The organism is Pseudomonas sp. P1.31 (assembly GCF_001269815.1).
GTDB lineage: Bacteria > Pseudomonadota > Gammaproteobacteria > Pseudomonadales > Pseudomonadaceae > Aquipseudomonas > Aquipseudomonas rustica.
The window spans coordinates 16,182-42,577 of record NZ_LHVN01000002.1 but is presented as its reverse complement, the minus strand read 5'-3'; the positions used below and the strand labels follow the sequence as shown (position 1 = coordinate 42,577).

6 protein-coding genes are annotated in these 26,396 nt (G+C 61.2%); 3 read left to right on the top strand and 3 right to left on the bottom strand.

Annotation, left to right across the window (positions count from 1 at the left end; genetic code table 11):
- Positions 1–2: 2 nt before the first annotated feature.
- A complete protein-coding gene (locus AD669_RS00300) occupies positions 3–1,352 on the bottom strand; it encodes a TolC family outer membrane protein (RefSeq protein ID WP_053116433.1) in 1,350 nt (449 codons plus the stop codon).
- Positions 1,353–1,710: 358 nt separating this feature from the next.
- Here AD669_RS00300 and AD669_RS00295 point away from each other — a divergent pair, with 358 nt between their 5' ends.
- The gene (locus AD669_RS00295; RefSeq protein WP_156316117.1) at positions 1,711–21,843 is read left to right on the top strand and encodes an immunoglobulin-like domain-containing protein; all 20,133 of its coding nucleotides are present in this window, start codon (positions 1,711–1,713) and stop codon (positions 21,841–21,843) included.
- Between the two features lie 148 nt (positions 21,844–21,991).
- The gene (locus AD669_RS00290; protein WP_053116431.1) at positions 21,992–22,330 is read left to right on the top strand and encodes a hypothetical protein; all 339 of its coding nucleotides are present in this window, start codon (positions 21,992–21,994) and stop codon (positions 22,328–22,330) included.
- A gap of 438 nt (positions 22,331–22,768) precedes the next feature.
- Here the strand turns inward: AD669_RS00290 and lapD are convergent, their stop codons facing one another.
- Positions 22,769–24,715: a cyclic di-GMP receptor LapD gene (lapD, locus tag AD669_RS00285; protein WP_053116430.1), complete on the bottom strand. Its 1,947-nt coding sequence runs from the start codon at positions 24,713–24,715 to the stop codon at positions 22,769–22,771.
- A gap of 14 nt (positions 24,716–24,729) precedes the next feature.
- Positions 24,730–25,422, bottom strand: a complete 693-nt coding sequence (gene lapG / locus AD669_RS00280) for a cysteine protease LapG (protein WP_053116429.1) — start codon at positions 25,420–25,422, stop codon at positions 24,730–24,732.
- 194 nt (positions 25,423–25,616) lie between these two features.
- Between lapG and AD669_RS00275 the strand changes: the two genes are divergently transcribed.
- A complete protein-coding gene (locus AD669_RS00275) occupies positions 25,617–26,327 on the top strand; it encodes a GntR family transcriptional regulator (protein ID WP_053116428.1) in 711 nt (236 codons plus the stop codon).
- Positions 26,328–26,396 lie beyond the last annotated feature (69 nt).

Genomic DNA, 26,396 nt, shown 5'->3' with positions numbered 1-26,396 from the left:
ACTCAATTCATCCCAGGCAGCTGAACCTTGGGCTTCACGTCGTTCTGCACAACGGATGCCAACGGCGCGACCACTCCCTGGCTTCTGAGCAACTCGCCCATGGTCGCCTTGATTCGGTACTGAGTAAATAACTGAATGTTTTTGATTTCAGCCAGACGCCGCGATGCGGTGAACAGCTCGTTTTCGCTGTCGAGCAAATCGAGCAGGGTGCGTTCGCCGAGGCTGAATTGACGCTGGTAAGCAGTGCGCACGGCGGTGCTGTGATCGACGTATTGCTGCGCGATCGGCACCTGCGCGTTGGCGTTGTTCAAGGCGTTCCAGGCCAGGCCCAGCTCTTCGTTCAACTGACGCAGGGCGTTGTTGCGGATGTCCAACGCCTGGTTCGACAGGTACGACTTCGATTCCAGATCAGCCTTGTTGCTGCCACCGGAATAGAGGTTGAAGCGCATGCGCAGCATGGCTTGCCACTCGTTGTTGTGACCGTTCTGGCCATCGATATCGTTGTCGGCGGTGCGGCCCAGTTCAGCGTCGAAACGCGGGTAGAAGGTCGACTTGGCGGTCTCGTACTGCTTCTCGGCAGCGGCGATGTCGGACTCGGCCGAACGCAGGATCGGACTGTTTTCGACCATCTGCGTGCGCGCTTCATTGAGGTTGGCCGGCATCATCGCGATGAACGGCGCCGGGCGCTCCAACTGATCCGGCATCTGGCCGACGGCGCTGAGGAAGTTGGTTTCCGAGTCGGCGAGGTTGGTCTGCTCGGTGATCAGGTTGTTACGGGCCTGAGCCATCCGCGCTTCGGCCTGATCAAGGTCGGCGCCGCTGCCGACGCCGCGCTGAGTGCGCAACTGGATCTGATCGTAGATGCGCTGGTGGCTCTTGAGGTTTTCTTCGGCCAGACGCACGAACTCGCGGCGGGTCAGCACGTCCAGATAAACCTGGGCGACGGTCAACGCGGTGCGCTCGGAGGTGCCGAGCAACGAGTAAGCGCGGGAGTTAACGGTGGCTTGTTGACGCCCGACTTCGCTGGAAGTGGCAAAACCGTCAAAAACCATTTGCGAGAGACGTAAACTTGACTCGCTGCGGTTCAGAGTTTCGTAGTGGTTACCGGAATCGGCGCGCGTGGTCACGCTGTCGGTGCCTTCACGGCCATAACCACCCAGCAGATCGACCTTCGGCAGGTATCCACCTTTCGCTGCTCTTAATTGATAATCCGCCGCCAAACGACTGTTGACCCCTGCCTGGATCTCCGGATGGACATCCAATGCCTGCTGCATGGCTTCTGGTAAGGATTGTGCTTGTACAAAAGAGGCGGCGAGAGCGAAGGGTACGGCGAAAAGCAGGGGCGAACGCATGGTAGGAATTTCCCAGAACTTCTTGTCTTGAATCACAGCAAAAACGGGGCGCTGCGTCGGATGATGGCAACCAGATTGACCGTATGTCGGAAAGTTCAAAACAGGAACTGGATCACACGCTGAAGGACGGGTCGCCGCGGAAATATCAATGTGACATTACTGGGGCGATTGTTTAGGATGGCACCCAGAAGGTCAATAGTTTGGCATAAAGTTAATAGCGAAAGAATCTAGCCAAATTATTGACAATTAGACGCGTCAAACTTGCTACGCAAAATTTAAAAGTACGTCCAGACTGAATCGGCGCCCATGCCATCAGGTCCATGGAAGTCAACTGAACGTGACACCCGGAGAGTCTTCAATGAGCAGTGTTGTTGCCATCGTCAAAAGCATTGTTGGTCAGGTATTCGTGGTGTCACCAGAGGGCGTGCGTCGCGTACTCGTTGAAGGCGATCGCCTGTTTGTCGGCGACCAGATCGACACCGGCCTCTCCGGCGCCGTGTCGCTTGAATTGGCAGATGGCCGCACCCTCGACCTCGGTCGCGAAACGCAGTGGAGCGCCAACGCGCCCGACTCCAGCACTGACCTGGCCGAAGCCACCGCGCAGGCAGCGCCTTCTGTAGAAGAATTGCAGCAAGCCATCGCCGCCGGTGTTGACCCGACGACCGCCCTCGACGCCACCGCTGCCGGCCCAAGCGCCGCAGGCACTGGCGGTGCCGCCGGTGGTGGCCACAGTTTCGTGATGCTCGACGCCACCGCTGGCCGCGTTGACCCGACGATTGGCTTCCCGACCGCAGGCATCAACGCTGCCGGTCAGACCACGCAAGACATCACCGGCGGGCAGACCACCGACACCACCACGAATGCTTTGCGCGATTCGACCCTGAGCGTCAGCGCCACACCGACCATCACCGAAGCCGGTGGCGTGCTGGTGTACACCGCGACCCTGACCCAGGCGCCGCTGACCGACCTGACCATCACCTTGTCCAACGGCGCGGTGATTGTGGTTCCGGCCGGTTCGACCACGGGCACCGTCAACGTACCGCTGGCGCCGAACGACACTGTTTATAACGACTCGACCCAGATCGACGTGACCGTCACCGGCACCACCGGCGGCAACGGCATCAACGTGACCCCGCCAACCGTCCCGGCCACGACCCAGGTCACCGACACCATCGACACCACCACCGTCACTTTGACGGCGGGCACGAACGTCACCGAAGGCGGCCAGATCACCTACACCGCGACCCTGACCAACCCGGCGCAAACCCCGGTGACCGTCACCCTGTCGAACGGCTCGACCATCACCATTGGCGCGGGCCAGACCACCGGCACCGTCAACGTGCCAACGCCGCCGAACGACGTCTATAACAATGGCAGCACCGTCACCACCACCATCACTGGTGCCACCGGTGGCAACTTCGAAAATCTGGTGCCAAACCCGACGCCAGCGACCACCACCATTACCGATTCGGTGGACACCACCACGGTCACTCTGACCGCTGGCTCGACCGTCACTGAAGGCGGTCAGATCACTTACACCGCGACCCTGACCAACCCGGCGCAAACCCCGGTCACCGTCACTCTGTCGAACGGCTCGACAATCACCATCGAAGCCGGCCAGACCACGGGCGTCGTCAACGTGCCGACCCCGGCCAATGACGTCTACAACAATGGCAGCACTGTCAGCACCACGATTACCGGCACCACCGGTGGCAACTTCGAAAATCTGGTGCCGAACCCGACGCCAGCAGTAACCACCATCACTGATTCGGTGGACGCCACCACGGTCACGCTGACCGCTGGCTCGACCGTCACCGAAGGCGGTCAGATCACTTACACCGCGACCCTGACCAACCCGGCGCAAACCCCGGTCACCGTCACTCTGTCGAACGGCTCGACGATCACCATCGAAGCTGGCCAGACCACGGGCGTCGTCAACGTGCCGACAGCGGCCAATGACGTCTACAACAATGGCAGCACTGTCAGCACCACGATTACTGGTGCAACCGGCGGCAACTTCGAAAACCTGGTGCCGAACCCGACGCCAGCAGTGACCACCATCACCGATTCGATCGACACCACCACGGTCACGCTGACCGCTGGCTCGACCGTCACTGAAGGCGGTCAGATCACTTACACCGCGACCCTGACCAACCCGGCGCAGACGCCGGTGACCGTCACTCTGTCGAACGGCTCGACCATTACCATCGAAGCCGGCCAGACCACTGGCGTCGTCAACGTGCCGACAGCGGCCAATGACGTCTACAACAACGGCAGCACCGTCACCACCACCATCACTGGTGCCACCGGTGGCAACTTCGAAAATCTGGTGCCGAACCCGACGCCGGCAGTGACCACCATCACCGATTCGATCGACACCACCACGGTCACCCTGACCGCTGGCTCGAGCGTCACCGAAGGCGGTCAGATCACTTACACCGCGACCCTGACCAACCCGGCGCAAACTCCGGTGACCGTCACCCTGTCGAACGGCTCAACCATCACCATCGAAGCCGGCCAGACCACGGGCGTCGTCAACGTGCCGACCCCGGCCAACGACGTCTACAACAATGGCAGCACTGTCAGCACCACGATTACTGGTGCAACCGGCGGCAACTTCGAAAACCTGGTGCCAAATCCGACGCCAGCAGTAACCACCATCACTGATTCGCTCGACACCACCAACGTCAGCCTCACCGCCACCGGCACCGTCGTCGAAGGTGACCAGATCACCTACACCGCGACCCTGACCAACGCCGCGCAAACCCCGGTGACGATCACCCTGTCGAACGGTTCGACCATCACCATTGAAGCCGGCAAAACCACCGGCAGCGTCAACGTGCCGACAGCGGCCAACGACGTCTACAACAATGGCAGCACGGTCAGCACCACGATTACCGGCGCAACCGGCGGCAACTTCGAAAACCTGGTGCCGAACACCACGCCAGCGACCACCACGATTACCGATTCGATCGACACCACCAATCTGTCGCTGTCCGCGACCGGCACCGTTGCTGAAGGCGGTTCGATCGTTTACACCGCAACCCTGACCAATCCAGCCGGCACGCCAGTCACCGTGACCCTGAGCAACGGCTCGGTGATCACCATCGACGCCGGCAAGACCACCGGCACCGTGACCGTCGCGGCACCGGCGGATGACGTCTATAAAGACGCCGGCCAAGTCGAAGTCAGCATCAATAACGTCACTGGCGGCAATTTCGAGAACCTGGTGCCGAGCACCGTTCCGGCTGTCACCGAAGTGACCGACACCGTCGACACCTCGACCGTGAAACTGACGGCTGACACCTCGGTGGCTGAAGGCGGCACCGTCACTTACACCGCAACCGTTGGCGCGCCAGTCACCGGCTCGCCGGTTGTCGTGACCTTGGCCAACGGCCAGAACATCACCATCGCCGTCGGCCAAACCACCGGCACCGTGACCACCACCGCGCCGAACGACGCGCTGGCCGGCAACGCGCCGCTGAGCAACTCGATCACCAACGTCAGCGGTGGCAATTACGAAAATCTGGTCGCCGACAAAACTCCGGTCTCCACTAACGTCACCGATGTTGCCGACACCACCAACCTGTCGCTCAGCGCCACCGGTTCTGTGGCTGAAGGCGGTTCGATCGTTTACACCGCAACCCTGACCAACCCGGCCGGCACACCGGTGACCGTGACCCTGTCGAACGGCTCGGTGATCACCATCGAAGCGGGCAAAACCACCGGCACCGTGACCGTCGCGGCACCGGCCGATGACGTCTATAAAGACGCCGGCAAAGTCGAAGTCAGCATCGACAACGCCACTGGCGGCAACTTCGAGAATCTGGTGCCAAGCACCGTTCCGGCTGTCACCGAAGTGACCGACACCCTCGACACGTCGACCGTCAAACTGACCGCTGACACCACCGTGGCTGAAGGCGGAACCGTCACTTACACCGCAACCGTTGGCGCGCCGGTCACCGGTTCGCCTGTCGTCGTGACCTTGGCCAATGGCCAAACCATCACCATCGCGGTCGGCCAGACCACCGGCACCGTAACCGCCACTGCACCGAACGATGCGTTGACCGGCCATGCGCCGCTGACCACGTCGATCACTGAGGTTTCCGGCGGTAACTACGAAAATCTGGTGGCTGACAAAACTCCGGTCAGCACCACCGTCACCGACACCACCGACACCACCAATCTGTCCCTCAGCGCCACCGGCACTGTGGCGGAAGGCGGTTCGATCGTTTACACCGCGACCCTGACCAACGCTGCCGGCTCGCCCGTTACCGTAACCTTGTCGAACGGCGCCGTGATCACCATCGAGGCCGGTAAAACCACCGGCACCGTGACCGTCGCCGCACCTGCCGATGACGTCTATAAAGACGCTGGCAAAGTCGAAGTGAGCATCAAGGACGCCACCGGCGGCGACTTCGAGAACCTCGTTCCGAGCACCACCCCAGCCGTCACCGACGTGACCGACACCATCGACACCTCGACGGTGAAACTGACCGCGACCGAGACCGCTGCTGAAGGTGGCACCGTCACTTACACCGCGACCGTCGGCGCGCCAGTCACCGGTTCGCCGGTTGTCGTGACCCTGGCCAACGGTCAGACCATCACCATCGCCGTCGGCCAGACCACCGGCACCGCGACCGCCATCGCACCGAACGATGCGTTGACCGGTCATGCACCGCTGACCAACTCGATCACCGAAGTCAGCGGCGGCAACTACGAAAATCTGGTCGCTGATAAAACCCCGGTCAGCACCACCGTGACCGACACCACTGACACCACCAACCTGACGCTCAGCGCCACCGGTACCGTGGCTGAAGGCGGTTCGATCGTTTACACCGCGACCCTGACCAACGCAGCAGGCTCGCCAGTCACCGTGACCCTGAGCAACGGCTCGGTAATCACCATCGACGCTGGCAAAACCACCGGCACCGTGACCGTCGCTGCGCCTGCCGATGACGTCTACAAAGACGCCGGCAAAGTCGAAGTGACCATCAAGGACGCCACTGGCGGCGACTTCGAGAACCTGGTGCCAAGCACCGTTGCAGCCGTGACCGACGTCACTGACACCATCGATACCTCGACGGTGAAACTGACCGCCACCGAAACCGCTGCTGAAGGCGGCACCGTCACTTACACCGCGACTGTTGGTGCGCCAGTGACCGGCTCGCCTGTCGTCGTGACCCTGGCGAACGGTCAGAGCATCACTATCGCTGTCGGCCAAACCACCGGCACCGTGTCGACCACCGCACCGAACGACGTGCTGGCCGGCCACGCGCCGCTGACCAACTCGATCACCAATGTCAGCGGCGGCAACTACGAAAATCTGGTCGCCGACAAAACCCCGGTCAGCACCGCCGTGACCGACACCGTCGACACCACCACCGTTTCGCTGACCGCCACCGGCAACGTCAATGAAGGCGGGCAGATCGTCTACACCGCGACGCTGACCAACCCGGCCGGCACCCCGGTGACTGTGACCCTGAGCAACGGTTCGACCATCACCATCGACGCCGGCAAGACCACCGGCACCGTGACCGTTCCTGCGCCTGCCGATGACGCCTACAAAGACGCCGGCAAAGTCGAAGTGACCATCAAGGGCACCGACGGCGGCAATTTCGAAAGCCTGGTGGCCAATCCGACGCCAGCGGTGACCAACGTTGCCGACACGATCAACACCACGCACCTGACCCTCAGCGCTGAAAGCTATGTGCTCGAAGGCACGTCGATCACCTACACCGCGACCCTGACCAACGCCGCGCAAACGCCGGTGACCGTCAACCTGAGCAACGGCCAGACCATTACCATCGAGGCTGGCAAAACCAGCGGTTCGGTGACCATCGCGGCGCCGAGCGATGACGTTTACAAAGACGTCAGCAAGCTCACCGTGACCATGACCGATGCCACCGGCGGTAACTTCGAAAAACTCGACGTCAGCAAGACCCCGGTCAGCACCACCGTCAATGACACCGTCGACAAAACCACGCTGACCCTCAGCGCCAACGACACCGTCAGCGAAGGTGGCCAGATCACCTACACCGCGACCCTGAGCAATCCGGCCGGTACCGCCATGACCGTGACCCTGGCCAACGGCGCAGTGATCAACATTGCTGCCGGTGCGACCAGCGGTTCGGTGAATTTCGCCGCGCCTGCCAACACCCCGTACATTGACGGCGGCAAAGTACAGACCGCGATTGCCAGCCACAGCGGCGGCAACTTCGAGCAGGTCGATGCCAACCGTTCGGCGGTGGTTACCACCGTCACCGACACCGTCGACACCACCAATATCAGCCTGAGCGCCACCGCTTCGGTCGCCGAGGGCGGTTCGATCGTCTACACCGCAAGCCTCACCAACGCGGCCGGCACGGCCATGACCGTGACCCTGAGCAACGGCGCGGTGATCAACATCGCCAAAGGCGCGACCTCTGGCACTGCCACCGTCGCCGCGCCGGGCGATGACGTCTACAAGGACGCCGGCAAAGTCGACGCGAGCATCACCAAAACCACGGGCGGTAACTTCGAGAACCTGGTGGTCGACAAGACTCCAGCGGTCACCGACGTCACCGACACCATCGACAACAGCACCGTTTCGCTGACCGCCACCGCCGCCACCGTTGAAGGCGGCGTGGTAGTTTACACCGCTTCCGTGACCGCACCGGTCACCGGCGCGCCGGTTGTCGTGACCCTGTCCAACGGCCAGACCATCACCATTCCGGTCGGCGCCAGCAGCGGCAGCGTCAACTTCACCGCACCGAACGATGCCCTCGCTGGCGGCAACACGCTGAGCGTGAAAATCGACGGCACCAGCGGCGGCAACTACGAAAACCTCGTCGCAGATAAAACCCCGGCCGTAACGTCGGTGACCGACACCGTCGACACCACCAACCTGTCGCTGAGCGCGACCGGCACCGTGGCTGAGGGTGGTTCGATTGTTTACACCGCAACCCTGACCAACCCGGCCGGCACCCCCGTTACCGTGAACCTGTCGAACGGTTCGACCATCACCATCGAAGCGGGCAAAACCACCGGTTCCGTGACCGTTGCCGCGCCTGCCGATGACGTCTACAAAGACGCCGGCAAAGTCGAAGTGACTATCAAGGACGCCACCGGCGGTAACTTCGAGAACCTCGTTCCGAGCACCACGCCAGCCGTGACTGACGTCACTGACACCATCGACACCTCGACCGTCAAACTGACGGCCGACACCACCGTGGCTGAAGGCGGCACCGTCACTTACACCGCCACTGTCGGCGCGCCGGTCACCGGTTCGCCAGTCGTGGTGAACCTGGCCAACGGCCAAAGCATCACCATCGAAGTCGGCAAAACCACCGGCACCGTGACCTTCACCGCACCAAACGATGCGCTGACCGGTCAGGCTCCCCTGACCAACTCGATCACCGGCGTGACCGGCGGCAACTACGAAAATCTGGTCGCCGACAAAACCCCGATCACCACCACCGTGACCGACACCACCGACACCACCAACCTGTCGCTCAGCGCCACCGGTTCCGTGGCTGAGGGTGGTTCGATCATCTACACCGCGACCCTGACCAACGCTGCAGGCTCGCCTGTCACCGTGACCTTGTCGAACGGTTCGACCATCACCATCGAAGCGGGCAAAACCACGGGCACCGTGACCGTTGCAGCGCCAGCCGATGACGTCTACAAAGACGCCGGCAAAGTCGAAGTGACCATCAAGGACGCCACCGGCGGCAACTTCGAGAACCTCGTTCCGAGCACCACGCCAGCCGTGACCGAAGTCACCGACACCATCGACACCTCGACGGTCAAACTGACCGCCACCGAGTCTGCTGCTGAAGGTGGCACCATCACCTACACCGCGACCGTCGGCGCGCCAGTCACCGGTTCGCCTGTCGTCGTGACCCTGGCCAACGGTCAGAACATCACCATCGAAGTCGGCAAAACCACCGGCACCGTCACCACCACCGCACCGAACGACGCGCTGAACGGCCACACGCCGCTGACCAACGCGATCACCGACGTGAGCGGCGGCAACTACGAGAATCTGGTCGCCGACAAAACCCCGGTTTCGACCACCGTCACCGATACCGTCGACACCACCGATCTGACGCTGAGCGCAACCGGCACCGTGGCCGAGGGCGGTTCGATTGTTTACACCGCGACCCTGACCAACCCGGCCGGCACGCCGGTAACCGTGAACCTCTCGAACGGTTCGACCATCACCATCGAAGCGGGCAAAACCACCGGCACCGTGACCGTTGCAGCGCCAGCCGATGACGTCTACAAAGACGCCGGCAAAGTCGAAGTGACCATCAAGGACGCGACTGGCGGTAACTTCGAGAACCTCGTTCCGAGCACCACGCCGGCCGTGACCGAAGTCACCGACACCATCGACACCTCGACCGTGAAACTGACCGCCACCGAGTCTGCTGCTGAAGGTGGCACCGTCACCTACACCGCGACCGTCGGCGCACCAGTGACCGGTTCGCCGGTTGTCGTGACCTTGGCCAACGGCCAGAACATCACTATCGAAGTGGGCAAAACCACCGGCACCGTCACCACCACCGCACCGAACGATGCGTTGACCGGTCATGCTCCGCTGACCAACTCGATCACCAACGTGTCCGGCGGCAACTACGAGAACCTCGTTGCCGACAAAACCCCGGTCAGCACCACCGTGACCGACACCACCGACACCACCAACCTGTCGCTCAGCGCCACCGGTTCAGTGGATGAAGGCGGCCAGATCACTTACACCGCGACCCTGACCAACGCTGCTGGCAGCCCGGTAACCGTGACCCTGAGCAACGGCTCGGTGATCACCATCGACGCTGGCAAAACCACGGGCACCGTGACCGTCGACGCGCCGAAAGATGACGTCTACAAAGACGCCGGCACCGTTGAAGCGACCATCAAAGGCGCAACCGGTGGCGATTTCGAAAACCTCGTCACCAGCACTGCCCCGGCCGTAACCACCGTCAATGACACCATCGATACCTCCACCGTGTCGCTGACCGCCACCGCCAACGTCGCCGAAGGCGAAACCGTGGTCTACACCGCGACCGTGACCGCGCCAGTCACTGGCTCGCCGGTTGTCGTCAACCTGTCCAACGGCCAGACCATCACCATCGCCGTCGGTGAAACCACCGGCACGGTGAACTACGTTGCGCCGAACAGCCCATTGGCCGGCGGCAGCTCGCTGAGCGTGACCATCGATGGCGCCACTGGCGGCAACTACGAAAAACTCGCGGTCGACGGCAAGTCCGCCGACACCGCGGTCTCGGACACCAACGACACCACCAACCTGAACCTGACCGCGACCGACTCGGTGGCTGAAGGTGGTTCGATCGTTTACACCGCGACCCTGACCAACGCCGCCGGTAATCCGGTGACCGTGACCCTGTCGAACGGCGCAGTGATCACCATCGAAGCAGGCAAAACCAGCGGCACCGTGACCGTTGCTGCTCCGGCGGATGACGTTTACAAGGACGCAGGCAAAGTCGAAGCAACCATTTCGACGGTGACTGGCGGCAACTTCGAGAACCTGGTGCCGAGCACCGTTCCGGCCGTGACCAACATCACCGACACCATCGACACCACCACCGTCAAACTGACCGCGACCGAGTCGGCGGCTGAGGGTGGCAACGTTACTTACACCGCGACCGTCGGCGCGCCAGTGACCGGTTCGCCTGTCGTCGTCACTCTGGCCAACGGCCAGAACATCACGATTGAAGTGGGCAAAACCACAGGCACCGTGACCACCACTGCGCCGAACGATGCGTTGACCGGTCATGCTGCGCTGACCAATGCAATTACCGACGTTTCTGGCGGCAACTACGAAAATCTGGTGGCCGATAAGACGCCGGTGTCGACCAACGTTACTGATACTGTCGACACCACTAACCTGTCGCTGTCAGCGACCGGTTCCGTGGCTGAGGGTGGTTCGATCGTTTACACCGCAACTCTGACCAACGCTGCTGGCTCGCCAGTGACCGTGACACTGTCGAACGGTGCTGTGATCACTATCGAAGCTGGCAAAACCAGCGGCAACGTGACCGTCGCGGCGCCTGCCGATGACGTCTACAAAGATGCTGGCAAAGTCGAAGCGACCATTTCTACCGCAACCGGTGGCGACTTCGAAAAACTGGTACCGAGCACTGTTCCAGCTGTTACCGAAGTGACTGACACCATCGACACCTCGACCGTGAAACTGACCGCGACCGAGTCCGCTGCTGAAGGTGGTGCGGTTGTTTACACCGCTACTGTTGGCGCGCCTGTGACTGGTTCGCCGGTTGTGGTGACCTTGGCCAATGGTCAGAACATCACGATTGAAGTGGGTAAAACCACTGGCACCGTGACCTTCACTGCGCCGAATGATGCGCTGACTGGTCATGCTCCAATCACCAACGCAATTACCGGTGTGACTGGCGGCAACTACGAAAATCTCGTAGCCGACAAAACTCCGGTTTCGACCAACGTCACCGATACCGTCGACACTACCAATCTGTCGCTGTCCGCGACCGGTTCCGTGGCTGAAGGTGGCTCGATCGTTTACACCGCAACCCTGACTAACGCTGCCGGTACTCCGGTAACCGTGACCCTGTCGAACGGCGCCGTGATCACCATTGAAGCGGGCAAAACTTCGGGCAACGTGACCGTCGCTGCACCTGCCGATGACGTCTACAAAGATGCTGGCAAAGTCGAAGCGACCATTTCTTCCGCAACCGGCGGCAACTTCGAAAATCTGGTGCCGAGCACTGTTCCAGCTGTTACCGAAGTGACCGACACGATCGATACCTCGACCGTCAAACTCAGCGCTTCCGAAACAGCGGCCGAGGGTGGCACCGTCACCTATACCGCGACTGTCGGCGCGCCAGTAACCGGTTCGCCGGTCGTGGTGACCTTGGCCAATGGCCAGAACATCACCATCGAAGTGGGTAAAACCACTGGCACCCTGACCTTCACCGCGCCAAACGATGCGTTGACCGGTCATGCGCCGATCACCAACTCGATTACCGGCGTGACTGGCGGCAACTACGAGAACCTGGTGGCTGATAAGACGCCGGTGTCGACCAACGTCACCGACACCGTCGACACCACCAATCTGTCGCTGTCCGCGACCGGTTCCGTGGCTGAAGGTGGCTCGATCGTTTACACCGCGACCCTGACTAACGCTGCTGGCTCGCCAGTCACCGTGACTCTGTCGAACGGCGCCGTGATCACTATCGAAGCTGGCAAAACCAGCGGTAACGTGACCGTCGCGGCGCCTGCCGATGACGTTTACAAAGATGCTGGAAAAGTCGAAGCAACCATTTCTACCGCAACCGGTGGCGACTTCGAAAAACTGGTACCGAGCACTGTTCCAGCTGTTACCGAAGTGACTGACACCATCGACACTTCGACCGTGAAACTCAGCGCCTCCGAAACAGCGGCCGAGGGTGGCACCGTCACCTACACCGCGACTGTCGGCGCGCCAGTAACTGGTTCGCCGGTTGTCGTGACTCTGGCCAACGGTCAGAACATCACGATTGAAGTGGGCAAAACCACTGGCACCGTGACCTTCACCGCGCCAAACGATGCGTTGACCGGTCATGCGCCGATCACCAACTCGATTACCGGCGTGACTGGCGGCAACTACGAGAACCTGGTGGCTGATAAGACGCCGGTGTCGACCAACGTCACCGACACCGTCGACACCACCAATCTGTCGCTGTCCGCGACCGGTTCCGTGGCTGAAGGTGGTTCGATCATCTACACCGCAACCCTGACTAACGCTGCTGGCTCGCCAGTCACCGTGACCCTGTCGAACGGCGCCGTGATCACCATTGAAGCGGGCAAAACTTCGGGCACCGTGTCTGTTCCAGCGCCAGCCGATGACGTCTACAAAGACGCAGGAAAAGTCGAAGCGACCATTTCTGCCGCAACCGGTGGCGACTTCGAAAAACTGGTACCGAGCACTGTTCCAGCTGTTACAGAAGTGACCGACACCATCGACACTTCGACCGTGAAACTCAGCGCCTCCGAAACAGCGGCCGAGGGTGGCACCGTCACCTACACCGCGACTGTCGGTGCGCCAGTGACCGGTTCGCCGGTCGTGGTGACCTTGGCCAACGGCCAGAACATCACGATTGAAGTGGGTAAAACCACCGGCACCGTAACCTTCACTGCGCCAAACGATGCGTTGACCGGTCATGCGCCGATCACCAACGCAATCACTGACGTGACTGGCGGCAACTACGAAAACCTCGTAGCCGACAAAACTCCGGTTTCGACCAACGTCACCGATACCGTCGACACCACTAACCTGTCGCTGTCCGCGACTGGCTCCGTGGCTGAAGGTGGCTCGATCGTTTACACCGCAACCCTGACTAACGCTGCCGGTACTCCGGTAACCGTGACCCTGTCGAACGGTGCCGTGATCACCATCGAAGCCGGCAAAACTTCGGGCAACGTCACCGTCGCTGCACCTGCCGATGACGTCTACAAAGATGCTGGCAAAGTCGAAGCGACCATTTCTTCCGCAACCGGTGGCAACTTCGAAAAACTGGTACCGAGCACTGTTCCAGCTGTTACCGAAGTGACCGACACGATCGACACTTCGACCGTGAAACTCAGCGCTTCCGAAACAGCGGCCGAGGGTGGCACCGTCACCTACACCGCGACTGTTGGCGCGCCAGTAACCGGTTCGCCTGTCGTCGTCACCCTGGCTAACGGTCAGAACATCACCATCGAAGTCGGCAAAACCACCGGCACTGTGACCTTCATCGCACCAAACGATGCGCTGACCGGTCACGCGCCGATCACCAACGCGATCACTGGCGTTACCGGCGGCAACTACGAAAATCTAGTGGCCGACAAAACTCCGGTCAGCACCAACGTTACCGACACCGTCGACACCACTAACCTGTCGCTGTCCGCGACTGGCTCCGTGGCTGAAGGTGGTTCGATCATCTACACCGCAACCCTGACTAACGCTGCTGGCTCGCCAGTCACCGTGACTCTGTCGAACGGCGCCGTGATCACCATCGAAGCCGGCAAAACTTCGGGCAACGTAACCGTCGCTGCGCCTGCCGATGACGTCTACAAAGACGCCGGCAACGTCCAGGCCACCATCAAAACCGCCACCGGTGGCAGTTTCGAAAACCTGGTAACCAGCACCGCGCCAGCCGTGACCAGCGTCACCGACACCATCGACACTTCGACCGTCAAACTGACGGCCGATACTTCGGTCGCTGAAGGCGGCAACGTCACCTATACCGCCACCGTCGGCGCTCCGGTTACTGGTTCGCCGGTCACCGTAAGCCTGTCCAACGGCCAGAGCATCACCATCGAAGTCGGCAAAACCAGCGGCACTGTGACCTTCACCGCACCGAACGATGCGCTGACTGGCCATGCTCCGCTGACTAACGCGATCACTGGCGTAACCGGCGGCAACTACGAAAATCTCGTGGCCGACAAAACTCCGGTTTCGACCAATGTGACTGACACTGTCGACACCACCAATTTGTCGCTGTCCGCGACCGGCTCTGTCGCTGAGGGTGGCTCGATTGTTTACACCGCGACATTGACTAACGCTGCTGGCTCGCCAGTCACCGTGACCCTGTCGAACGGCGCAGTTATCAACATCGAAGCTGGTAAGACCACTGGCACCGTCACCGTCGCTGCTCCAGCTGACGACGTCTACAAAGACGCCGGCAACGTGCAGGCCACCATCAAGACCGCCACCGGTGGCAGTTTCGAAAACCTGGTAACCAGCACCGCACCAGCCGTGACCAGCGTCACCGACACCATCGACACCACGACCGTGAAACTGACGGCCACCGCTACCACAGCCGAAGGCGGCAACGTTGTCTACACCGCCACTGTTGGTGCTCCGGTAACCAATTCGCCTGTAGTCGTGACGCTGGCTAACGGTCAGACCATCACCATCGGCTTGGGCCAGACCACTGGCACTGCAACCGCCACTGCGCCAAACGACGCACTGACTGGCCATGCTCCACTGACCAACTCGATCACCAACGTAACCGGCGGCAACTACGAAAACCTCGTAGCCGACAAGACGCCAGTCAGCACCACCGTGACTGACACCGTCGACACGACAAACCTGACGCTGAGCGCTACCAACTCGGTCGCTGAAGGTGGCTCGATTGTCTACACCGCAACCCTGACCAACGCCGCTGGCTCGCCTGTCACCGTGACGCTGTCCAACGGTGCGGTAATCACCATCGACGCCGGTAAAACCACCGGCACTGCGACGGTTCCAGCGCCAGCCGATGACGTCTACAAAGACGCCGGCACCGTGCAAGCAACCATCAGCAGCGCCACTGGTGGCAACTTCGAGAACCTGGTACCAAGCACTGCTCCAGCGATCACCAGCGTCACCGATACCATCGACACCACCACCGTGAAACTCACTGCGACTACAACCGCAGCCGAGGGTGGCAGCGTCGTTTACACGGCAACCGTCGGGGCTCCGGTAACCGGTTCGCCAGTCACCGTGACCCTGGCCAACGGTCAGACGATCACCATCGGTGTGGGCCAGACCACTGGTACCGCAACCACCACCGCACCAAACGACGTGTTGACTGGCCATGCACCGCTGACCAACTCGATCACCAACGTAACCGGCGGCAACTACGAAAACCTCGTGGCCGACAAAACTCCGGTCAGCACCACCGTGACCGACACCATCGACACCACCAACCTGTCGCTGTCGGCAACCGGCACCGTGGCCGAAGGTGGCCAGATCACCTACACCGCGACCTTGACCAACGCCGCTGGCTCGCCAGTCACCGTGACCCTGAGCAACGGCTCGGTGATCACCATCGAAGCAGGCAAAACCACCGGCACCGTCACCGTCGCGGCTCCAGCTGACGACGTCTACAAAGACGCCGGCAACGTGCAGGCCACCATCAAAACCGCCACCGGTGGCAGTTTCGAAAATCTGGTGACCAGCACTGCGCCAGCCGTGACCAGCGTCACTGACACCATCGACACCACGACCGTGAAACTGACGGCCACTGCGACAGCGGCCGAAGGTGGCAACGTCGTTTACACGGCAACAGTCGGTGCTCCGGTAACCGGCTCGCCAGTCACCGTGACCCTGGCCAACGGTCAGACGATCACCATCGCTGTAGGTCAAACCACTGGCACCGCAACCACCGCCGCACCTAACGACGTGCTGACCGGCCATGCACCACTGACCAACTCGATCACCAACGTAACCGGCGGCAACTACGAAAACCTCGTAGCCGACAAAACTCCGGTCAGCACCACCGTGACCGACACCGTCGACACGACGAACCTGTCGCTCAGCGCTACCAACTCGGTCGCTGAAGGTGGCTCGATCGTTTACACCGCGACATTGAGCAACGCTGCCGGCTCGCCAGTGACGGTGACTTTGTCGAACGGCGCTGTGATCAACATCGAAGCCGGGAAAACCACCGGCACCGTGACCGTCGCTGCTCCGGCGGACGACGTCTATAAAGACGCCGGCACCGTGCAGGCAACCATCAGCAATGCCACCGGTGGCAACTTCGAAAGCCTGGTACCGAGCACGACGCCAGCCGTGACCAGCGTCACCGATACCATCGACACCACCACTGTGAAGTTGACGGCAACGGCGACAGCGGCAGAAGGCGGCAACGTCGTCTACACCGCGACAGTCGGCGCTCCAGTCACCAATTCGCCTGTCGTGGTCACCCTGGCCAACGGTCAGACCATCACCATCGACATCGGCAAAACCACCGGCACCGTGACCTCCACTGCGCCAAACGACGCACTGACTGGCCACGCTCCACTGACCAACGCGATCACCAACGTAACCGGCGGCAACTACGAAAACCTCGTGGCCGACAAAACCCCGGTCAGCACCACCGTGACTGACACCGTGGACACCACCAACCTGTCGCTGTCGGCGACCGGCACCGTGGCCGAAGGTGGCCAGATCACCTACACCGCAACATTGACTAACGCCGCTGGCTCGCCAGTCACCGTGACCCTGAGCAACGGCTCGGTGATCACCATCGACGCAGGCAAAACCACTGGCACCGTGACCGTTCCGGCGCCAGCCGACGACGTCTACAAAGACGCCGGCAACGTGCAGGCCACCATCAAAACCGCCACCGGTGGCAGTTTCGAAAACCTGGTAACCAGCACCGCGCCAGCCGTGACCAGCGTCACTGACACTATCGACACCACCACGGTGAAGCTGACGGCCACTGGCACAGCGGCAGAAGGCGGCAACGTCGTCTACACCGCGACAGTCGGTGCGGCGGTAACCAACGCGCCTGTCGTGGTCACCCTGTCGAACGGTCAGACCATCACCATCGACATCGGCAAAACCACCGGCACCGTGACCACCACCGCACCGAACGATGCGTTGACTGGCCACGCGCCGCTGACCAACTCGATCACCAACGTAACCGGCGGCAACTACGAAAATCTGGTCGCCGACAAAACCCCGGTCAGCACCACCGTGACCGACACCATCGACACCACCAACCTGTCGCTGTCAGCGACCGGCACCGTGGCCGAAGGTGGCCAGATCACCTACACCGCAACCCTGACCAACGCCGCTGGCTCGCCAGTCACCGTGACTCTGTCCAACGGTGCGGTGATCACCATCGACGCCGGCAAAACCACCGGCACCGTCACCGTGGCTGCTCCGGCGGACGACGTCTACAAAGACGCCGGCAACGTGCAGGCAACGATCAGCAACGCCACCGGTGGCAGCTTCGAAAACCTGGTGACCAGCAACACACCAGCCGTGACCAGCGTCACCGATACCATCGACACCACTACCGTCAGCATCACCGGCAGCAGCTCGGTAACCGAAGGCCAGACCGCCAGCTACACCGTCAGCCTGAACCACCCGGCGCAAACCGACGTGACCCTGAAAATCGTCTACAGCGGTACCGCCGCTGACGGTTCGGACTTCACCGGTGTGTACACCGTGAAGATCCCGGCAGGTGCGAGCAGCGCGCAGTTCAACGTCGCCACCATCGATGACAAGATCACCGAAGGCACCGAGAACTTCGTGGTCAAGATCGACTCGGCCACGGGCGGCAACTTCGAGAACCTCGCGATCAGCGCCACCAACGGCAGCGTCAGCACCTCGATCATCGACAACGATGCGCCGCCGGTCATCGACCTGGATGCCAACAACTCCAGCGGCGCCACCGGTGCCGACTACAAGGTGACCTTCACCGAAAACACCCCGGGCGCGGGTGTGTCGATTGCCGACACCGATATCAAGATCACCGACCCGGACAGCACCATGCTCACCGGCGCGACCGTGGTACTGACCAACCGTCAGGACGGCGATGCGCTGAATCTGGGCAACAGCGTCAACGGCATCACCATCAATGCCAACAGCACCAACGGCACCGTCACCCTGACCTTGTCAGGTAATGCGACGCTGGCCGACTACATGCAGGCCATCAAGAACATCAGCTTCACCAACAACAGTGAAGACCCGAGCACCGTGCCGCGCATCATCACCGTCACCGTGACCGATGGCGGCAACTACTCCAACACCGCGACCACCACGGTCAACGTGGTGGCGATCAACGATGCGCCGATCGCCGCACCGGTCAACGTCACCGGCACTGAAGACACGCCGCTGATCCTCGGCTGGTCGACCTTCGGTGTGACTGACGTCGACAGCCCGGCCAGCAGCCTCGGGGTGAAAATCACCCAGCTGCCGGGCGAAGGCAAACTGCAGTATCTGGACGGTTCGACATGGAAAGACGTCGCCAACAATCAGACCTTCAGCAAGGCCGACATCGACGCGGGCAAGCTGCGCTTCATGCCGGATGCCAACGAGTCGGGCGCGAACGGCAATGCTGCGGGCATTGGCGATCAGAAGGCTGACTACGCACAACTGCAATTCCAGCCAACCGACGGCCAACTACTAGGCAGCACCGGCACGATCAAGATCGACATCACGCCAGTGGCTGATGCACCGACCGTGAGCGTGGCCGACAACAGCGTGAAGTCCACCGGCCTGATCAAGGAAGTCTGGACCGGCCTGTCGGGCCTCGGCACTAACGGCAACGGCGCCGATGCGACGACGTTGAAAAACGTCATCGACGCCGCCGGCAAACCGAACTCCAGCACCAACGTGACCAACGTGCAGTCCGACGGCAGCGTGACCGCCGGTACCGCATCGAAAACCTCGGGCCTGATTTATCTGGAAGCCGGCAAGAGCTACACCTTCACCGGTATCGGTGATGACAGCCTGTTGGTGACCATTGGCGGAAAAACCGTGGCCTCGACCACGTGGGGCGTGGGCGGCAACCTCAACGGCTCGTTCACCCCGACCACCAGCGGCTACTACACCCTGGATATCTACCACCACAACCAGAGCGGCCCGGGCAGCTATGACGTCAACCTGTCGGTCAACGGCGGCACGGCGATCGACCTGAGCAGCGCTGGCGTGCCGATCTACACCGGCGTGCAGGATCTGGTGAACTCCGGCGTGACCGTTTCCGATCTGCATGGCAGCAACGGCGAAGGCTATTACGACGGCTACAAGCTCAACACTGGCGCCGAAGGCACCAGCGTCAAGTTGTCGGCCGTGACCACGGGCCTGACCGACACCGACGGCTCGGAAACCCTGAGCGTGAAGATCAGCGGCGCACCGGTCGGCTCGGTACTCACCGACGGCGCGGGCCACAGTTTCACCGTCACCGCGACCAGTGGCGACGCCAACGTCACTGGCTGGAGCCTCGGCACCCTGACCGTGACCCCGCCGACCTACTACAACGGCCAGTTCAACCTGACCGTGACGTCGACGTCGACCGAAGCGCTGGGCGGTTCGGCCAGCACCACCGCGACCATTCCGGTCACCGTGGTGCCGGCGGTCTATAACGCCATCGTCGGCACTTCGGGCGATGACACCTTCAGCGGCACCGACGGCAACGACATCATGGTCGCTGACATCGGCGGCCTGACCGTGGTGCCGGGCACCAACTACAACATCGCGTTCATGGTCGACAGCTCGGGCAGCATGAGCACGTCGTCGATCAACGCGGCCAAGGACTCGCTGACGTCGGTGTTCAACACCCTCAAGCAGAGCCTCGGCGGCAACAACTCGGGCACGGTGAACATTTTCCTCGCTGACTTCGACACCCAGGTGAACAAGTCGGTGTCGGTGAACCTCAACGACCCGAACGCGCTGACGCAGCTCAAAGCCGTACTCGACTCGATGGCGTCCGGCGGCGGTACCAACTACGAGGACGTGTTCAAAACCACGGCCAACTGGTTCCAGAGCGCTGACGCCGTGGCCAACACCGGAGCGAAGAACCTTACGTACTTCATCACCGACGGCCAGCCGACCTATTACCAGAGCGGCGAGCAGACCAACCCGACGCTGTACAACAGCGTGAAGTTCGACAGCGTGGTGACGACCAGCAATTACAAGCTGGGCGATAGCTTCGCCACGTACATCGACAGCACGCACTATCTGAGCATCAGTGCCGCCGGTGCTGCTGTTCTGCAAACGTACAAAAACGGCAGCTGGAACTGGAGCAGCCTGGGCACCGTTCACGCTCAGGGCGACGGCACCTATGAGTTGTCGAACCTGGCGGGCAGCGGCAGCAGCACCAGCACAACCACCACCGACAACTCGACCAGCAGTTTCGCGCTGCTCAGCGGTCTGTCCAACGTTGAAGCCATCGGCCTCAACAGCGGTGTCAGCCTCAATGACCTGAAACCTTACGACTCGGACAAAACGCCACAAACCAACATCGATCCGAAGGATCTCGCCAACTCGATCATCGGCCACACCGAAGCGACCCTGCCGGGCAACGACACGGTCAGCGGTGGCGACGGCAACGACATCCTGTTCGGCGATCTGGTGAGCTTCAACGGCATTGCCGGCGAGGGTTATCAGGCGATGCAGGCGTTCGTGGCCAAGGAAACCGGGGTCGACGTCAGCAAAGTCACTACCAGCAACGTGCACCAGTACATCACCGAGCACTATCAGGCGTTCGATGTGTCCGGCGCGCATGACGGCAACGACACGCTGTTGGGTGGCGCGGGCAATGACATCCTGTTCGGCTCGGGCGGTAACGACACGCTCGACGGCGGCAAAGGTAATGACATCCTGCTCGGTGGTACCGGCAACGACACGCTGATCGGCGGCTCGGGCAACGACATCCTTATCGGTGGTTCGGGTGCCGACACCTTCGTCTGGAAATCGGGCGACACCGGCAACGATGTGATCAAGGACTTCAAGGCCGCCGACGGTGACCGCATCGACCTGCGCGATTTGCTGCAGGGCGAGACCGGCAGCACCATCGACAACTTCCTGAAGATCACCACGGTCGACGGCACGTCGTCGCTGCAGGTCAGCTCGGCAGGCAAGTTCAACTCGGGCGATGCGGCTGCGGCAACGCCGGATGTGACGATCAAACTGGAAGGCAACAACTGGTCGAGCGCCAACATTCATAACCTGATTGCTGGTAGCGACCCGACCATCAAGGTCGACCACAACAACAGCTGATGCATGAACAAAACGGCCGCCCTGATGGGGCGGCCGTCACGTTTACGCCAATCGTCACGGTGACGATTGCGTCGCCGCACCGCATACTCGCGCGCAGTTGGCTATGCTGCTGACAGCATGACGCTGGTTCATTTCTGAGGGATGCTCAATGTTTTACGTGCAACGCGATGCGCAAGGTGTGTTGACGCGCGTGGAAGCGGCGGCTTACGCCGAAGCCACGGAAACGCTGCCGGCCGACAACCATGAAATCCAGGCGTGGTTCGCCAACGCTGCGGTGGAAAACAGCCTCAAACAGCTCAAGCAGAGCGACTTTGAAATGATTCGGGTACTCGACGACCTGATTCAAGTGCTGACCAGCAAAGGCGTGATCCGCGTCACCGACCTTCCGCCAGCGGCACAGGCCAAACTGCTGGATCGTAACCAGGCACGTGAGGCGTTGGGCGGGTTGAGCCAGCTGATTGATGAAGATGAGAGCGGGCTGATTTAAAGCAAAAGATCGCAGCCTTCGGCAGCTCCTACATGGAATGCATTCCCCTGTTTTGATCGTCCCCACGCTCAGCGTGGGAACGCATCAAGGGACGCTCTGCGTTCCAGCCACACCGCTCGAACTTCGTTGTGACGCAGAGCGTCACGGGCTGCATTCCCACGCAGAGCGTGGGAACGATCAGGTCAGGCCCAAGGCTTCGGCTCACCCAGCAACTGCCCCTGAACCCCAAACGCTGCAGGCTCAAGTGTTGGGCGGGTTGATTTAAAGCGAAAGATCGCAGCCTTCGGCAGCTCCTACATGGAATGCATTTGATCGTTCCCACGCTCCGCGTGGGAACGCATCAAGGGACGCTCTGCGTTCCAGCCACACCGCTCAAACATCGTTGTGACGCGGAGCGTCACGGGCTGCATTCCCACGCAGAGCGTGGGAACGATCAGGTCAGGCCCAAGGCTTCGGCTCACCCAGCAACTGCCCCTGAACCCCATACAAGCCCATCTCGCGAATCACCGACAACTCTCCTTCGGTCTCTACCCGCTCGGCAATCAGCGGCAGATCAATACTGTGCGCCGCGCGCTGAATCGCCTCGATAAACAGACGCTTGTCGCTCTCCTGATCGATCGCCCGAATGTAGCTGCCATCGATCTTCAGATACGCCAACCCAAGCCGCGCCAGGTTGCCGATCATGCTGAAGCGCCCACCAAAGCGCTGCAGGCTCAGCGAGAAGCCCAACTCACGCAGACGACGGGTCAACTGCTCCAGCACAGCCTGATCCGGCAACTGTTCCTCACCGATTTCCAGGGTCAAACGCGGGCCAAGATTGGAATGCGTACGCAGAATCTCAAAGACTTTATTCAGCGCCTGCGGATCCGCCAGCGTCGCTGAAGACAAGTTCAGCGCCAGCGAATCCTCATGCCCTTTCATCTGCTCCAGCACGCGCTCAAGCATCAGGCGATCCAGCCGCGCCGTCCAGCCGAAGCGCTCCAGCCATGGCAGGAAACGCCCGGCAGGAATGGTCTGGCCGTGCTCATCGAGCAAGCGCGAGAGCACTTTGTAATGCAGCACCAATTGCGTGTCTTGCGCCGCCACCACCGGTTGGAAATACAGCTCGAATCGCTGCTGAGTCAGCGCCTGATCGAGCAAGCGGTGCCAGGCATGGTGATCGTCGCCAACGTCGGCGGTCAGGCTCTGATCGAGACACGCCCAGTTCTGCTCGCCCTGCCCTTCGGCTTGCGCCAACGCCTGATCGCCAAGGCTCAGCACCGATTGCGGCGAATCACCGTGAGCGAATGGCGCCAGACCAATCGATGCCACGGCCTCAACATCGGTAGCGCCGGTGGCGTGCAAACTGCTCAGCGCGGCGTCAAGATTCTGCGCCAGTTGCAGCGCTTCCTCACGCACCAGGCCCGGCGCCAACACCGCGAATTCACCGCCACGAATACGCGTGACGAGGTTCTGGGTTTCCGGGTATTTGGCGCACTCGCGGGACAATTGCTCGCCCACCGCTTTCAACAATTCATCAGTACGCTGACCGCCCAGACGCTGGTTGAGCCCGGCCAGATCCTTGACCCGCAACAGCAGCAGATAACCGGAGCTGGCCTGCTCGGCATTGCTCACGCGGTTGTTCAGCTGCATCTCGAAATAACGTCGGTTGGCCAGCCCGGTGAGGTTGTCCTGATACGACTCGGCACGCAGCTTTTCACTGCGCTCGGCCTGCTCCTGAAACAGCGCCTTGAGCTTCTCGACCATCTGGTTCATGGCCAGTACCACGCGGCGCAATTCCGGCGTGCGCGGCAGGTCCGGCAGGCTGAGGAATTCGCGGCGGGCGATGGCGTGGGATTGCTTGACCATGTAATCCAGCGGTTTCAATTGCCGGCGCAACAGCAGTGCACCAAGCACCGCACTCACCGCGCCACAGACCAGCAGCCAGCCAAGGCTGCCCAACGCGCTCTGCCACAGCTTGGCCACAGCGAACATCGGGTGGCTGACCACCTCGACTCGCGCCGCCTGCTCCCAGCCACGGCTGACCAGCGCATCGCCACCGGCGGGTTCGAGGCCGATCAATTTGACGAACCAGTCCGGCACGTTGGTGACCGCCGGGCTGCCGCTGCGCTCGACCATGGTTTTGTCGGTCTTCACATCAACCACACGAATGCTCGCGTAATAGCCACTGTCGAAAATCGAACTGACCAGCAACTCGACCATCGCCGGGTCGTCGATGTTCGGCGTCAGCGACAAGGCCAGCGCCGTCGCGGCGTCCTGGGCGTGCGAGCGCAACTGGTTGACGTACTGGGTACGCGAGCTTTCCAGACTGACCATGAAGCTGCCGGTGAAGGCGACCACCAGGAACAGACAGATAGCGATCAACAGCTGTTTGAACAAAGACATCTGAGCGCGTGCTCCTAGTTAGTCGTCTCGACCGGAAAACCTTCGGCCTGCATTTTCTTCAACACATCCTGCCAGCGTGACAGGCGCTTGGTATCACCGACCTTCTTGTTGCCCTTGGCGCCCGGCAAATACAACCCTTCCGCATTGAAAGAGTAGACCGGCAGCAAATCGGTTCGCTGCGACGCCGGTTGAATCTGATCGATCAGGCTGTCGAGCACCAGCGGCATGGCGTCGGGTGTGGAATAGTACGTCAGCACCATGTGCGCGCGATTCTGGCGCAGTGCCTTGACGTAAGTGATGCGCAGCTTGTCACTGGAAACGCCGAGATGGCGCAGGCTGAAATACTTGGCGATCGCATAGTCTTCGCAATCGCCAGCACCCTTCCACAGCGCCTCGATCGGCGTTTCCCAATAATCGACCTCGTGCCACAGGTCGATGTCTTCGACGTAGCGCACCTGTTTGTTGAAAAACAGGTTCACCACTTTCAGCTTGTCCATTTCGCTGGCCTGTTGCTGCGTCGCCAACAGATTCTGCCAGGCATCGATGCGCTGCTGCCCGGCACCCAGCGGGCCGTACAGCGCCGTAGCCTTGCGGCTGATCGCGGAAAAATCCCAATCGGCATGCAGACCGCCCAGCATAAGACTGGCCAGCAGCAGTGCGCAGCCTAGCCAGCGCAGAGTCCGAGGGATCGCGAAACGTACCGCCACAGCAGGTTTCCGGGGGGCAGGAAGGAAAGCGTTTGATGGTGAAGCTTAGCCCGTTAAAAGACAATGGCACGATGAGATCATCGGCATCGCGCTAAACTGTTTGCCAAGTATTCCTCTACACGGTTTGACAACTTGTAGGGCAATCACTAGTGTCATTTGGATCCAAATTCAGCCGACCTACAGGGTGCGTAGTCGTGACACAGAAGCCCAAGCCGCTACACAGCATTAAAGTCGATGGGCCGATTCCTGCACACCTGGCCCGCTCGATCATCGAAGAAACCCTGCGCGCAGCCATTCTTGATGGTCGTCTGCCGTGCGGCACCGCTCTGCGCCAGCAGGATTTGGCCGATTTGTTCGGGGTCAGCCGCATGCCGGTGCGCGAAGCGTTGCGCCAGCTCGAAGCGCAAGAACTGCTGAGCGTGACCACGCACAAAGGCGCGGTGGTCGCCGCGCTGATTCAGGGCGACGCGACAGAAACCTACGAATTGCGCATTCTGCTTGAGGGCGAAGCGCTGCGGCAGTCGATTCCGTTGCTGACGGCGGCCGATCACGAGCTCGCCGCCGGCTACATCCGCGAACTCGAAACCCAACACGACTACACCGAAATCGGTCGGCTCAATCGCCTGTTCCACATGGCGCTGTACGCCAAGGCGCCGAACAAGCGCCTGCTGCGTCTGGTCGAGGACGGTCTCAATGAAGAAGAACGCTTTCTGCGTTTCAACCTTGAAGCCATGGGCCTGGGCAAAATTTCCCAGGACGACCACCGCGCCCTGCTGCAAGCCGCGATCGAGCGCGACGTTGAACGCTCGGTGATGCTGCTTGAGCAGCACCTCAACCGTGGTGTCGAGGTGATCACCCGCTATCTCGCCAGTCCTGCCGCGCAAAATCGCAAAGCCCTGCGCTAAAGCCTTAACGCCGGACGCGGATCATTGCGTCCGCCCGGCGAATAACCCGCTTACAAATCCCCTCAACCG

Excerpts from the sequence above, each read along its gene's own strand:
- lapD (WP_053116430.1), bottom strand. The coding sequence starts at position 24,715 with ATGTCTTTGTTCAAACAGCTGTTGATCGCTATCTGTCTGTTCCTGGTG.
- AD669_RS00300 (WP_053116433.1), bottom strand. The coding sequence starts at position 1,352 with ATGCGTTCGCCCCTGCTTTTCGCCGTACCCTTCGCTCTCGCCGCCTCT.
- AD669_RS00290 (WP_053116431.1), top strand. The coding sequence starts at position 21,992 with ATGTTTTACGTGCAACGCGATGCGCAAGGTGTGTTGACGCGCGTGGAA.
- AD669_RS00295 (WP_156316117.1), top strand. The coding sequence starts at position 1,711 with ATGAGCAGTGTTGTTGCCATCGTCAAAAGCATTGTTGGTCAGGTATTC.